Annotated in this window: 12 protein-coding genes; 6 read left to right on the forward strand and 6 right to left on the reverse strand. The window is 64.4% G+C overall.

Translation table 11 applies throughout. The annotated features are described in order from the left end of the window. The first annotated feature begins 80 nt into the window (after positions 1-80). Genes cobA through cbiB form a run of 4 tightly spaced genes read left to right on the forward strand, consistent with a single transcriptional unit; the run spans position 81 to position 4,257 of the window. Positions 81-938, forward strand: coding sequence for a uroporphyrinogen-III C-methyltransferase (gene cobA, locus CN673_RS03550; RefSeq protein ID WP_099864815.1), 858 nt, complete (start codon positions 81-83; stop codon positions 936-938). A gap of 2 nt (positions 939-940) precedes the next feature. Next, positions 941-2,251 carry a cobyrinic acid a,c-diamide synthase CobB gene (locus CN673_RS03555; protein WP_099865054.1) on the forward strand — a complete coding sequence of 437 codons (1,311 nt, stop codon included), beginning with the start codon at positions 941-943 and terminating at the stop codon, positions 2,249-2,251. Next, positions 2,242-3,261, forward strand: coding sequence for a threonine-phosphate decarboxylase CobD (cobD, locus tag CN673_RS03560; RefSeq protein ID WP_099864816.1), 1,020 nt, complete (start codon positions 2,242-2,244; stop codon positions 3,259-3,261). Before CN673_RS03555 ends, cobD begins: the two co-directional genes overlap by 10 nt. A gap of 12 nt (positions 3,262-3,273) precedes the next feature. Beyond that, positions 3,274-4,257 carry an adenosylcobinamide-phosphate synthase CbiB gene (gene cbiB / locus CN673_RS03565; RefSeq protein WP_245409782.1) on the forward strand — a complete coding sequence of 328 codons (984 nt, stop codon included), beginning with the start codon at positions 3,274-3,276 and terminating at the stop codon, positions 4,255-4,257. On the opposite strand, the gene CN673_RS03570 is transcribed toward cbiB, so the two are convergent. The 6 genes from CN673_RS03570 to CN673_RS03595 are packed head-to-tail and all read right to left on the reverse strand — an operon-like array spanning position 4,241 to position 9,542. After that, positions 4,241-5,170: a lipid A biosynthesis lauroyl acyltransferase gene (locus tag CN673_RS03570; RefSeq protein ID WP_099864817.1), complete on the reverse strand. Its 930-nt coding sequence runs from the start codon at positions 5,168-5,170 to the stop codon at positions 4,241-4,243. The genes cbiB and CN673_RS03570 overlap by 17 nt on opposite strands. A 6-nt stretch (positions 5,171-5,176) precedes the next feature. Next, complete coding sequence (locus CN673_RS03575; RefSeq protein ID WP_099865056.1) at positions 5,177-6,205, reverse strand: zinc-binding dehydrogenase; 1,029 nt, start codon at positions 6,203-6,205, stop codon at positions 5,177-5,179. 57 nt (positions 6,206-6,262) lie between these two features. Next, positions 6,263-7,543 carry a beta-ketoacyl-ACP synthase gene (locus CN673_RS03580; RefSeq protein WP_099864818.1) on the reverse strand — a complete coding sequence of 427 codons (1,281 nt, stop codon included), beginning with the start codon at positions 7,541-7,543 and terminating at the stop codon, positions 6,263-6,265. Then, on the reverse strand, positions 7,540-8,739 hold the full coding sequence (locus tag CN673_RS03585; RefSeq protein ID WP_099864819.1) for a beta-ketoacyl-ACP synthase: 1,200 nt from the start codon (positions 8,737-8,739) through the stop codon (positions 7,540-7,542). Before CN673_RS03585 ends, CN673_RS03580 begins: the two co-directional genes overlap by 4 nt. Next, entirely contained in the window at positions 8,736-9,227 is a 492-nt protein-coding gene (locus tag CN673_RS03590; protein ID WP_099864820.1) for a 3-hydroxyacyl-ACP dehydratase FabZ family protein, read from the reverse strand. Before CN673_RS03590 ends, CN673_RS03585 begins: the two co-directional genes overlap by 4 nt. 27 nt (positions 9,228-9,254) lie before the next feature. After that, positions 9,255-9,542, reverse strand: a complete 288-nt coding sequence (locus CN673_RS03595; RefSeq protein WP_099865057.1) for an acyl carrier protein — start codon at positions 9,540-9,542, stop codon at positions 9,255-9,257. 181 nt (positions 9,543-9,723) lie between these two features. Here CN673_RS03595 and ade point away from each other — a divergent pair, with 181 nt between their 5' ends. Together ade and gnd are read left to right on the forward strand one after the other, a co-directional pair. After that, entirely contained in the window at positions 9,724-11,544 is a 1,821-nt protein-coding gene (gene ade / locus CN673_RS03600; protein ID WP_099864821.1) for an adenine deaminase, read from the forward strand. A gap of 131 nt (positions 11,545-11,675) precedes the next feature. Beyond that, positions 11,676-13,106 carry an NADP-dependent phosphogluconate dehydrogenase gene (gene gnd, locus CN673_RS03605; protein WP_099864822.1) on the forward strand — a complete coding sequence of 477 codons (1,431 nt, stop codon included), beginning with the start codon at positions 11,676-11,678 and terminating at the stop codon, positions 13,104-13,106. The last annotated feature ends 13 nt before the right edge of the window (positions 13,107-13,119 follow it).

Here is a 13,119-nt window from a genome sequence, read left to right on the forward strand (position 1 = left end):
TTCCCGCGGCTCTGTACCGTTCCTGATGGTCATGCTGCGCTTATAGGTATTGGTGGGAAAATGGGGAAGACAAGGTTGTCATGAGCATCCAACCGCAATCGCCATTCGATGGCTTGCCGGATCTCGAACCCGGCCATGTCTGGCTGATCGGCGCCGGTCCGGGCGATCCCGGGCTGATGTCCATGCTGGCCGTCAAGGCGCTCATGCAGGCCGATGTGATCGTCTATGACGCGCTCGTCGACGAGACCTGCCTGAAATGGGCGAAAGCCGATGCCGACCTTTTCTTTGCCGGCAAGAGGGGCGGCAAGCCTTCGCCCAAGCAGCGCGACATTTCGTTGAAGCTGGTGGAGGTTGCGCGTGCGGGCAAGCGCGTCGCGCGGTTGAAGGGCGGGGATCCGTTCGTCTTCGGGCGCGGGGGAGAGGAGGCGCTGACGCTGGTGGAGCATGCCGTCGCGTTTCGTATCGTGCCGGGGATCACCGCCGGGGTCGGCGGGCTGGCCTATGCCGGCATTCCCGTCACTCACCGCGAGACCAACCATTCTGTCACTTTTCTCACCGGGCATGACTCCTCCGGTCTGGTGCCTGATCGCATTGACTGGCAGGCCGTGGCGAAGGGATCGCCGGTTGTCGTCATGTATATGGCGATGAAGCATATCGACACGATCTCAGCACGCCTGATCGCTGCGGGCCGGCGGCCGGAGGAGCCGATGGCGTTCGTCTGCAACGCCGCGACCGCGCGGCAGGCGGTGCTGGAGACCACGCTCGGGAAGGCCTCTGCCGATATTGCCGCAAGCGGCCTCGAACCGCCGGCGATCGTCGTTCTGGGGGAAGTGGTCCGCCTTCGCGCCGGGCTGGATTGGCTCGGCGCGAAGGCGGGCCGGACGCTCGTCGCCGATCCTTTCGCCAGCGCGGCTGGCGCGCACAGGACAGCAGTCTGAAGATGACGGGTTTGCTTGTCGCAGCACCGGCCTCCGGGCAGGGAAAGACGACGGTGACGCTGGGGCTCATGCGGGCACTTCGCCGGCGCGGCATCTCGATCGCGCCCGGAAAGGCCGGGCCCGACTATATCGATCCGGCATTTCATGCCGCCGCGAGCGGGGCACTGTGTCTCAACTACGATCCATGGGCCATGCGGCCGGAACTGATCAGGACCAATGCCGCGCTCGCGACGGCGGGTGGAAAGCTGCTCGTGGTCGAAGCGATGATGGGGCTCTTCGATGGAGCGGCCGACGGAAAAGGCTGCGCCGCCGATCTGGCCAAGCTCCTGCGACTGCCGGTCGTCTTCGTGGTCGATTGCGCGAAGATGTCCCATTCCATCGCGGCGCTCGTTTCGGGCTTTGCCCGTTTCGATCCGAGCGTGATGATCGCGGGCGTCATCCTCAACCGCGTGGCGAGTGCGCGCCATGAGGCCATGTTGCGCCAAGCGCTCGCGCAGGCGGGCATCGAAGCATTCGGCGTTCTGAAGCGCGATGAAGCGCTTTGCTTGCCCGAGCGGCATCTCGGACTGGTTCAGGCTGGTGAGCATGCGGGCCTGGAAGCATTCGTGGAACGTGCGGCCGATGCGGTGGAGACGGGATGTGCGATCGATGCCATGCTGCGCACGGCGCATATTTTCGGGAATGCGCCGAGCGACGCCAACATTGCCCGCCTGCCGCCGCTTGGGCAGCGGATCTCCGTCGCACGGGATATCGCCTTCGCCTTTACCTACGAACACATGCTGCTTGGCTGGCGACGGCGCGGCGCGGAGGTCCGCTTCTTCTCGCCGCTCGCCGGGGAAGCGCCGCATGACGATGCCGACGCGGTCTACCTTCCCGGCGGCTATCCGGAGCTTCACGCCGGGCGGCTCGCCGATGCGTTTGCATTTCGCGAGGGCATGCACCGGGCAATGCGCAGCGGCGCCGTGATCTATGGTGAGTGCGGCGGCTACATGGCGCTTGGCGAGGGGCTCATCGATGCAGAAGGTGAGCGCCACGCGATGCTGGGCCTGTTGCCACTGGAGACGAGTTTCGCCGCGCCGCGCCGCCATCTTGGATACCGACGCCTCAAGCCGCGCGCCGGCTTTGCCTGGTCGGCCCCGATGACGGCGCACGAGTTCCACTACGCCGGCGTCGTTCGGGAGGGCGAGGCGGATCGTCTTTTCGATGTTCGGGACGCGGCCGGCAGTGATCTCGGTCCGGCCGGCCTGCAGCGCGGGCGGGTTGCAGGCTCCTTCATGCATGTGATCGATATCGAGGGGTCGGCATGCGCTTGACCATGGCTCATGGCGGCGGACTGGCCGAGGCGGTGGCGACATATGGGGGGCAGCCGCATGCCTGGCTCGACCTTTCCACCGGGATCAACCCCAAGCCGGTTGCGCTTCCACCACTCGACGAGACGCTCTGGTCGCGACTGCCCGACTGCGATCTCGAACTACGGGCACGGCGCGCCGCGGCGCACTTCTACGGTACGGGTGAGGCGCTGCCGCTTCCATCGCCAGGGACGCAAGCGGCGATCCAGCATCTGCCGGGACTTATGGGCGCGCCGACAAGAGCGGCCGTATTGGGCCCGACATACAGCGAGCATGCGGCCAGCCTGAGACGCACCGGATGGCGCGTGGATGCGATCGGCGATGCCGATCAGATTGCCCCGCATCATCAGGTGGTGGTGATCGTCAATCCCAACAATCCGGACGGACGGCTCTTGTCTCGTGATGCCCTTGTTGACATCGCATGGGACGTCAACGCGCAAGGCGGAACGCTGATCGTCGACGAGGCATTCGCCGATCTCGACCCATCACACAGTGTCGCGGACGAGGCTGCATCGATGCCGGGCCTGATCGTGCTCCGGTCGTTCGGAAAGTTTTTCGGTCTTGCCGGCCTGCGTCTTGGCTTCGTCATCGCCGATGCGGATATGCAGCGCCGCCTCACAGCGGCATTCGGCCCATGGGCGGTGTCCGGACCGGCCCTGCAGATCGCCGCGGAGGTGATGAGCAATGACTCCGCGATCGAACGGGTGCGGACGGAAATCTTTGCGCGCAACCAAGCGCTGCGCCGCGTCCTGGCGCAAGCGGGGTTGAAGGTCGTTGGCGATGGGGGACTGTTCGTCCTCATCGAGGACGAACAGTCTGGGGCGCTCCACGACGGGCTTTGCCGAAGCCATGTTCTGGTTCGCGCCTTCGACTATGCGCCGAACTGGCTGCGGTTCGGGCTCGCCAGTGACGAGGAGGGCGATGAGAGGCTGGCGCGTGCACTTGCCGAAACGCGAATCGTTCGAGGGGCTTGACCGGATTTGCTCATCGATATTCAAAGCCAGCTCGCCATCCTCGCCGCAGCGCTGGTGGCTGACCGGCTGATCGGTGACCCCGACTGGTTGTGGCGGCGCGTTGCCCACCCGGTCGCGCTGTTCGGGGCGTTGATCGCTGCGCTCGACCGCACGATGAACGATGAAAGCGATGGACCCGGCCAGCGCCGAAAACGCGGCCGGCAGGCGCTTTTGATCCTGCTTCTGATTGCCATGGCGACAGGCGCGGCCTGCCGGTTTGCAGTTCACGAACTGGGGACATTCGGGATCGTCCTCGAAATAACAATCGTCGCCATCCTTCTGGCGCAGCGCAGTCTATCCGATCATGTCGCAGCGGTGGCCAGCGGATTGAGGACAAGCGGAATCGATGGCGGTCGAAGCGCGGTGGCGCGGATCGTCGGGCGCGATCCCGCGACACTCGACGAGCAGGGTGTCCGGCGTGCGGCGATCGAGAGCCTGGCGGAGAATTTTTCCGACGGAGTCGTCGCGCCGGCGTTCTGGTATGCGATCTTAGGTCTGCCGGGCCTTTTCGCCTACAAGATGCTGAATACGGCCGACTCGATGATCGGGCATCGATCACCGCGCCACGTCGACTTCGGCCGCGCGGCGGCAATCGCCGACGATTGGGCGAACTGGCCGGCGGCGCGGCTTTCTGCGTTGCTGATCACTGCAGCAGCGTTCATGCGAGGTGGTGTCGCGGCCGCCAGGGCGGCGATGGGGGCCGCATTGCGCGATCACGGGCTGCATCGCTCGCCCAACGCCGGTTGGCCGGAGGCCGCCATGGCTGGTGCCCTGGACATCAGGCTTGCCGGTCCGCGAAGCTATGGTGGTGTCGTCGTGACCGAACCGATGCTCAATGCCGCCGGGCGGGGCGCAAGGGCCGGGGATATCGAACGGGCCCTTGCGCTCTACGCTTCGGCTTGCTCGCTGATGACCGTCGGTGCGATGGCCCTGGCTGCGATCACAATGTGTGCTTGATCGCCCATCGATCATGGAACCACTGCCACTGACCGGGGTGTTCGCGCACCCAGGTTTCCACCTTGTCGTTCAGCATCTGGGCCGTGGCCGCGACATCGACCCGTCCTTGGCTGTCGCGGGGAATCGATACCGCCGGCTCGATCTCAAGGCGAAAGCGGCCGTCCGGAAGGCGGATGGAACGGGCCGGAAAGACCTCGCAATCGTACTGACGCTGCAATTTGGCAAGCAGCGGGTTCGTCTTGACCGGCAGGCCGAAGAACGCAGTCGTGACGCCCTTGTGAAACTTCTGGTCGACCAGCATGCCGACGGCTCCGCCGTTGTCCAAGGTGCGTGCCAGCGTCCAGGCCGCGCCTGCGTGGGAGGGCACGAGGTGACCCATACGGGTGCGCCGCGCCTTGAAGATGCGCTCGGCGACGTATGGGTTGTTGGGCGGGCGGAAAAGCGCGGTGACGTTGAGGCCGTAGGCAGCGGCGGCGATCGGAAGCAGTTCGAAATTGCCTGTGTGGGCAGTAAAGACGATGAAGGGACGGGGATTGTCGCGCAGGTCGGCGAAGATGTCGGTGCCTGCCACCTCGATCGTGCCGGGGGTCGGAGCATCAGGGTCGAGGTCGAAAAGCTCGTCCAGGAACACGTATTCGGCAGCAAGCCGGGCCATGTTGCCCCACATGTCGCGAGCGATCGCTTCGCGCTCTTCCTCGCTCTTTTCCGGATAGGCCCGGCGCAGATTCTCCATCGCCAGTTTCTGGCGCGGCGTCAGCGGTCCGATCCTGCGCGCGACGCGGTCGACGACGTCGATCGCGTTTTTCGCGGGCAGCAGTTGAAGGAGGGCCAGCACGGCGAAGATCGCCTGTGCGCTCAGCCAGTCCTTGCCGCGCCTCAGCGCGATGACGGCGCGGGTGAGAAACAGTTTCACGCCGCGTCAGTCCATCTTGAGGATGATCTTGCCGAAGACCTTTCGGCCTTCCATGCGCTCCAGCGCGGTATCGAGATCGTTGAATCCGACTTCGGTGTCGATGACGGGATAGACGAGGCCGCGCGCCATCTTCTCCATCGCATCGGCCATGTTCTCCATCCGGCATCCGAAGGAGCCGAGGATCTTCAACTGCTGCTGGAAGAGCTGCATGAGGTTCATCGATGTGGAGATGCCCGATGTCGAGCCGCAGGTGACCAGCCGTCCGCCGCGCTTGAGGCATAGCATCGACCCTGCCCAGGTGTCGGCGCCGACATGTTCGAAGACGACGTCGACACCCTTCTTCCTGGTCAGCTTGCGCACGACGCCCTCAAAACGGTCTTCGCGATAGTTGATGACGTGATCGGCGCCCAGCGCCTTCGCCTTTTCGATCTTGTCGTTCGACCCCACCGTGGTGATGACCGTGCATCCCATCTTTTTGGCAAGCTGGATCGCCGCGGTTCCGATGCCCGATCCGCCCGCGTGCACGAGGATCGTCTCGCCCGGCTCAAGCCTGGCATTGTCGAAGAGCATGTGTTCGACGGTGCCGAAGGTAACGGGTGCAAGTGCGGCACCGACGGCATCGACCCCGGGGGGCGCGGGGACGAGCAGGCGTGCCGGCAGGTTGACCTTCTCCTGCGCAAAGCCGTCGAGGTGGAAGCCATGCACACCGGAGACGTTCTCGCAAAGATTGTCACGGCCGGCACGGCAATGCCTGCATAGACCGCAGGTGCGCGCGCCGTAGATCGACACGATCTGACCCGGTGCGAGATGTCCGACACCCGGACCGACGGTTTCAACCTCGCCCGCGGCTTCCGCGCCGATGACGAGCGGCAGCTTGCGCTTGGCAAAAGCCATGCCGCGCCAGCCCCATACGTCGATATGGTTGAGTGCCACCGCCTTGATGCGCACGGTCACCTCGCCATGCGTGGGGGGCAGCGGCGGTGCGATATCGGTGATCTCGAGCTTGCGGTCTTCGATCAGTTGCAGGGCACGCATGAGCATTCCTTCGCCAGATGGCGGTCGAGGTTCGTTCGCGATGGTTGTGGGATGCTGTTAAGCGGGTTCCGCCATCATGACAAGGCAGGCGTTCTGGCCGCCGAAGCCGAAGGAGTTCGACAGAACGCTGGTGACGGTCTGATCGCGCTTGACGTTTGGAACGACGTCGAGCGGGATCGCAGGGTCCGGGACGTCGTGATTGATCGTCGGCGGCAGCGTGCCGCTTGTCATCGTCATCAGCGAGAAAACCGCCTCGATGGCGCCAGCCGCCGTCAGCGTATGGCCGATCATCGACTTGTTGGACGAGACCGGGATGCTGGCCAGTGCGTCGCCGAAGACGCTGGAAAGAGCAAGATACTCCATCTTGTCGTTCTCGGGCGTCGAGGTGCCGTGCGCGTTGATGTAACCCACGGCATCGGGCGCAAGGCCGGCATCGGCGAGCGCTTCGCGGATCGTCGCTATCGCAGGGCCGCCGTCGGGCGAAGAGCGCGTGCGGTGGAAATGGTCGGCTTTCTCGCCGCAGCCGGCAATGATGCCGAGGATCGTCGCGCCGCGCGCCGTCGCGCTTTCGAGCGATTCCAGAACCAGCGTCGCAGCACCCTCGGCCAAAACGAAACCGTCGCGATCCCGCGTGAACGGTCTGGATGCGCGCTCGGGTGGCTCGTTCTGGGTGGAAAGGGCTGAGAGCAAAGAGAAGCGGATGAGCGACTCGGCCGAGACGGAGCCATCGGTGGCGACGGTTAGCGCGCGGTCCGTGCGGCCCTGCCGGATAGCCTCGACGCCGAGTTGAATCGCGGTCGCACCAGAGGCACAGGCCGTCGACAGCGTGACCGGCAGGCCACGCGTGACGAAGCGATCGGCAAGACGCTCCGAAATCGTCCCAAAGAGGACGGACTGATGCAGATCGGGATCGGCGCGCTCGCGCAATACCGCATTGAAGCGCTCATAGGCATTGCCCTCGGCGCCGATTGCCCGCGCCATGTCGGCATAGGCGAAGCGACTTGCCCACTCCGCCTCGATTGGCGGCGCGGCGAGAAAGAGCGGGCCGTCAAAATCGCCGGAAAGCGCTGCTTGAGCCAAAGCCTCCTCGGTCGTCTCCCGCGCCATGGCATAGGAGAGTTCCGTCGCGTTGATCAGCGGCACCTCGATGAACTCGACGGTGCCCGCGATCCTTGTGGAAAGGTCATCCGTCGGGAATCGCGTGATGCGGTGGATCCCGGAACGGCCGCCGGACAGCGCCGCCCAATTATCGGCCTTGCCGCGTCCGAGGGACGAGACGATGCCCATTCCAGTGACCGCGACGAGCGGCCTGCCCTGATGGTCGGTGAAGCGCGTCATGGCCGATCTCCCGTCGCCGACAGGGCGGCAATGCCTTCGCCCCTGACATAGCCGATCGTGGTGACGAGGGCGCGGTTGGCTTGCCTGGTCGTCTTCCTCTCACCGTCGGCAAGGGGCGGAACGACGCCTTTTGCCTTCAGAGCCAGGGCGGCTAGCGCAATACCCAGCGGAAACTGGGCTTCCAGCCCGTGGCCGGTCACGTTGGAATAGCCGCGCAAGGCGGCCTTAGGCAGTGTCTTCTGCAGAAAGTGACGTTCTCTCGCCGATAGGTCGATGAGGCCGGAGGCGCCGCTGAGCACGAGGTCGGGCTCAGGCACGGTCTCGATCATGCGTGCGAGACGGTCTTCCATGATGCCATCACCGCGGGGGCCGCGATCACCGCCAACGGCATCGAGGACCGCATAGATCGGTGCGCCGCGGGCTTCGGCATGTTCTCGCGATTCCAGAACGAGAAAGGCCGCTGCCGAACCGAGCACGATGCCGCCGCCGGCCTGGCCTCCGCGATCCCACAAGGACCGCCTGTCGCCCTGGGCCAAGGCGTTGATCGCCTCGAAGACGAAGTGCATGTCGGGCCGCTCGGCAACGTGCGCGCCGCCGACCAGGGCGTGCGTCGACTGGCCGGCACGGATGCGTCCATAGGCCGTCTCCACCGCCGAAATGCCGGCGCTCTCCTCGCCCATGAAGGTCCGCGAGGAACCCGTCACCTTGTGGACGATCGAGATGTTGCCGGCCATCAGGTTGGAAAGCTGCGCGAGAAAGAGTGTGGGACGCAGCTCAGTCATCAACTTCTGGTTCAGCAGCCTCTCGCGGTCGTTGTGATTGGCTGCCTCGTCGATGATGAGGGTGTCGACGGCAAGATCGCGCTCGCCGCCGCCGGCCGCCACGATCATGTCCATCGTGGCGCAGGCATCGGCGTCGTCCTTCAGTCCGGCATCGGCCAGTGCGAGGCCGGCCGTGAAGACGCCGAGACGCTGCCACTGGTCCATCTGTCGCTGGTCGCCCCTGCGCGGGATCTGCTCCGACCAGTCGACTTCGGGCAGCGGATGGATCGGGTAGGGGGCATAGGTGGCGTTGTCGACCACCGCTTGCGGTGCCTCGGTGGCCGTCACCAGGCTTTCGTGCGCGGCCCGGCCGACGCCCTGGCAGGTCACGATGCCGACCCCGGTGACGACGACGTCGTGCGGAGCACTCTTCATTTGCCTGCTCCCGCTTTGACCGGATCACCCATCGCTGCCATCAGGCCAATCTCCTCGGCGCGCCGCCGGACGAGCGACGCCAGTTCGCGATTGTCGGCCGGCATCACCCGAAGCTTCAGCTCGGCGTCGCAGATGCGCTTGCCGGCGCTTGAGATCCGCGCTTTCGTCACCGTGAAGCCTGACCCTTCATGCACCAATTCCGCCTCGATCTGAAGGGCCGCCCCCGGCTCGACGAAGCCGCGCATCTTGGCGCTGTCGACAGTCACCAGGAACGGCATCGACTGAAAATCGGTGCTCGCGAGGACGAAGAATCCCGAGGCCTGTGCCATGGTCTCGATAAGCAAGACCCCAGGCACGAGCGGCATGCCGGGAAAGTGCCCTTCAAAAACGGGGCTTTGCGCAGGAACGGTGGAATGCGCCTTAAGGCGTCCCTCCCTGAGATCGATCATGTCGATCCGGTCGATCATCTGGAAATATTCGAGAAGCATGCCGTCCCTGCTGCTTCGAAGGCGAGGTCAGCTCGCCGCCGCCTTTTGCGCGCGCAATTCGTCGATCTTGGCGCAGAGGTTCTTCAGCACGAAGTATTCCTCGGTGGACACCTCGCCGTCATTGACTTCCTGTGTCCACTTTTCGAGCGGAATCTTGATGCCGAATTCCTTGTCGATGGCGAAGACGATATCAAGGAAATCCAGGCTGTCGATCCCGAGGTCGTCGATCGTGTGGCTCTCAGGTGTAATCGTGTCGCGATCGATCTCGCTCGTTTCGGCGATGATGTCGGCGACTTTGTCGAAGGTTGCGGACACTGATGGTTCCTCGTCATATGTCAAATCGCGCCGAGCTATAGGAAAATTGACCGCAAAAGCCAATGGCCGCGCAATGCTTTCCCCGATCCCGGCGGCCGGCACCCCACCGGCTTCACGGTTTGCGATAGCGCAGCTTCTGGCGTATCGCTTGGCTAAATGATGGCCGCATTGGGACGGTCACATGTTTCCCGGTCCAACAGGAGTCACGACATTGAAAAGCTGGCCCGAATCCGCCGCCCGATTGATCGCGGTCGCCGCGGGACGCGAAACGGCCGATCTCGTGGTCAGGAACGGCCAATGGGTCAATGTGCACTCGCGCGAAGTGATTGCAGGCACCGATATCGCGATCGCGGACGGTCGCATCGCGTATTGTGGAGACGACGCCAGCGCCATGATCGGCGAGAATACAAGAGTGATCGATGCGGAGGGGCGCTACCTGGTGCCGGGTCTTTGCGACGCGCACATGCATGTCGAATCGGGCATGCTGACGGTCAGCGAGTTCGTCCGCGCTGTCCTGCCGCACGGTACGACGTCGATGTTCGTCGATCCGCACGAGATCGCCAATGTGCTCGGCCTGGACGGCGTGAGGCTGATGCATGACGAGGCTGTGGACCAGCCGATCAACGTCTTTGTCCAGATGCCGTCGTGCGCTCCTTCGGCGCCGGGCCTTGAGACGACCGGCGAGGAGCTCGGGCCGGACGACGTGGAGGCGGCGATGGGCTGGCCGAACATCATCGGTCTTGGCGAGATGATGAACTTTCCGGGCGTGGCGAGCGGCGACCCGAAGATGCTGGGAGAGATCGCCGCGACCCAGAATGCCGGCAAGGTCGTGGGCGGGCACTACGCATCCCCGGACCTTGGCTCGCCGTTCCATGCCTATGTCGCCGGGGGGCCGGCCGACGATCATGAGGGTACGCGTGAGGAGGATGCGGTGGCGCGCGTCAGACAGGGCATGCGGGCGATGTTGCGCCTCGGATCCGCCTGGTACGACGTGAAAAGCCAGATCACGGCCGTCACGGAAAAGGGACTGGATCCGTCGAATTTCATTTTATGCACGGACGACTGCCATTCGGGGACGCTCGTGAACGACGGGCACATGGACCGCGTGGTGCGCCATGCGATCGAATGCGGATGCGAGCCGTTGGTCGCCATCCAGATGGCAACGATCAACACGGCCCGCCATTTCGGCCTCGAGCGTGAACTGGGATCGATCACACCGGGGCGCCGGGCCGACATCGTCATCACCTCCGACCTGGCGACGCTCCCGATCGAGATGGTGATCGCGCGCGGTGTGGTTGCGGCCGAGGACGGGCAGGTTCGTGTCGAGCGCCGGGCCTTCGACTATCCCGCCACGGCCCGCGATACTGTCAGGCTCGGCCGGGAACTGGTGTCCGTCGACTTCGACATTCATGCGCCCGAAGGCGCGGACACCGTACGCGTCAATGTGATCGGCGTTGTCGAGAATCAGGCCCCGACCAAGGCATTGACGAAGGACCTGCCGGTTCGCAACGGTCTGGTGCGCAGCGACCCGACACAGGACATCTGCCAGATCGCGCTCGTGGAGCGTCACCGCGCGAGCGGCAGCGTGACCAACGGGTTCGTTTCCGGTTTTGGCTACAAGGGCGCCTGCGCGATCGCCTCGACCGTCGCCCATGACAGTCACCACATGATCGTCGTCGGCACATCCAAGGAAAACATGGCCGAAGCGGCCAATCGGCTGGCCGAAGTTGGCGGTGGGGTCTGCGTCTTCAAGGACGGCAAGGAAATCGCCCTTGTCGAACTGCCGATTGCGGGCCTGATGTCGGACGAGCCGGCAGAGCTCGTCGCGGCAAAGGCGGCGCGGATGGTCGAGGCGATGGGCGAATGCGGCTGTGAGCTGAACAACGCCTATATGCAGCACTCGCTCCTGGCGCTGGTCGTCATTCCGGAACTCAGGATTTCCGATCTCGGTATTGTCGACGTGCGGCGCTTCGAACTCGTCGATCTCATCGTCGGCAACTAGGGACCTGACTTTCGCCGACAAAGCATTTTCGGCCGCCTTGTGCCAGCGATGGATGCCGGCAAGAGGCGGCAGCGGTTGCCTTTCGGCGCCGCAATTTTATCTTCTGTCCATCAACAATTCGGAACATTTTCATGTCGGACGCAGAAATCGGCCTCATCGGTCTTGGTGTCATGGGCCGCAATCTGGCTCTCAACATCGCGGAAAACGCGGCGAAGATCGCCGTATTCAATCGCACAAGCGCAAGGACGGACGAGTTCTTCGAAACCGCGGGCGACTTGCAGGAGCGGATCGTTGCCTGTGAGAGCTTGGAGGATCTGGTCGCCGCCATTCGGCCGCCGCGACCGATCATCATCATGGTACAAGCCGGCGAGGCGGTCGACGCGCAAATCGAGGCCTTGCGTCCGCTCCTCGGCGACAAGGACATCATCATCGATGCGGGTAACGCGAATTTTCACGATACGCGGCGTCGGTCCGATGCGCTCGACGGCAGCGGCCTGACCTTTATCGGGATGGGCGTGTCTGGCGGCGAGGAGGGCGCCCGGCACGGCCCGTCGATGATGGTCGGCGGCACCCCGCAATCCTACGATCGCATCAAGTCGACGGTGGAGGCGATCGCGGCGCGCTATGAGGGCGAGCCGTGCGTGGCGCATCTCGGCTCGGACGGCGCCGGCCATTTCGTCAAGACGATCCACAACGGCATCGAATATGCCGACATGCAGATGATCGCCGAGATCTACGGCATCATGCGCGATGGCCTGAACATGGACGCGGCGACAATCGGAGACGTCTTCGAGCGCTGGAACGGCGGGCGGCTGAACTCCTATCTGATCGAGATCACGGGCAAGGTGCTCAAGGCCGATGATGGCAAGACCGGACGCCCCATCGTCGATGTGATCAAGGACAGTGCCGGCCAGAAGGGCACAGGGCGCTGGTCCGCCATCGAAAGCCAGATGCTGGGCGTGCCCGCGACGACGATCGAGGCGGCGGTCGCGGCCAGGGCGCTTTCGGCCTTGCGGGGCGAGCGTATGGCGGCTGAGGAAGCATTCGGTCTGCCCTCGGCGCTGCCCATTTCGGATGCGGACCGCGACCGGTTCATCGATCAGCTCGAAGCTGCGCTGATGGCAGGCAAGATCGCGGCCTATGCCCAGGGCTTCGCCGTGATGAGCGCGGCTTCGGACGAGTATGGCTGGACGCTTCCGATGCCGACGATCGCCCGCATCTGGCGGGCCGGCTGCATCATTCGCTCGCAGTTCCTCGACGAGATCGCCAGCGCGTTCGACGACAATCCCGATGCCGCGAACCTGATGGTGACCCCCAAATTCGCCGACCTCATGCGGCAATCGGATCGAAATCTGAGGGCTGTCGTTTCGATCGCCACGACGGCTGGATTGCCGGTGCCGGCGCTCGGATCGGCACTTGCCTATTTCGACGGATACCGCCGCGGCCGGGGCACGGCCAACCTCGTGCAGGCGCAGCGCGACTTTTTCGGAGCGCACGGTTTTGAACGTCTCGGCGAGGACGGCGCACATCACGGGCCGTGGTCGTCCGCCGCCAACGATTAGGTAGGGCAGTGCG

Origin of the sequence: Neopararhizobium haloflavum (assembly GCF_002750855.1) — a bacterium.
GTDB classification, from domain to species: domain Bacteria; phylum Pseudomonadota; class Alphaproteobacteria; order Rhizobiales; family Rhizobiaceae; genus Georhizobium; species Georhizobium haloflavum.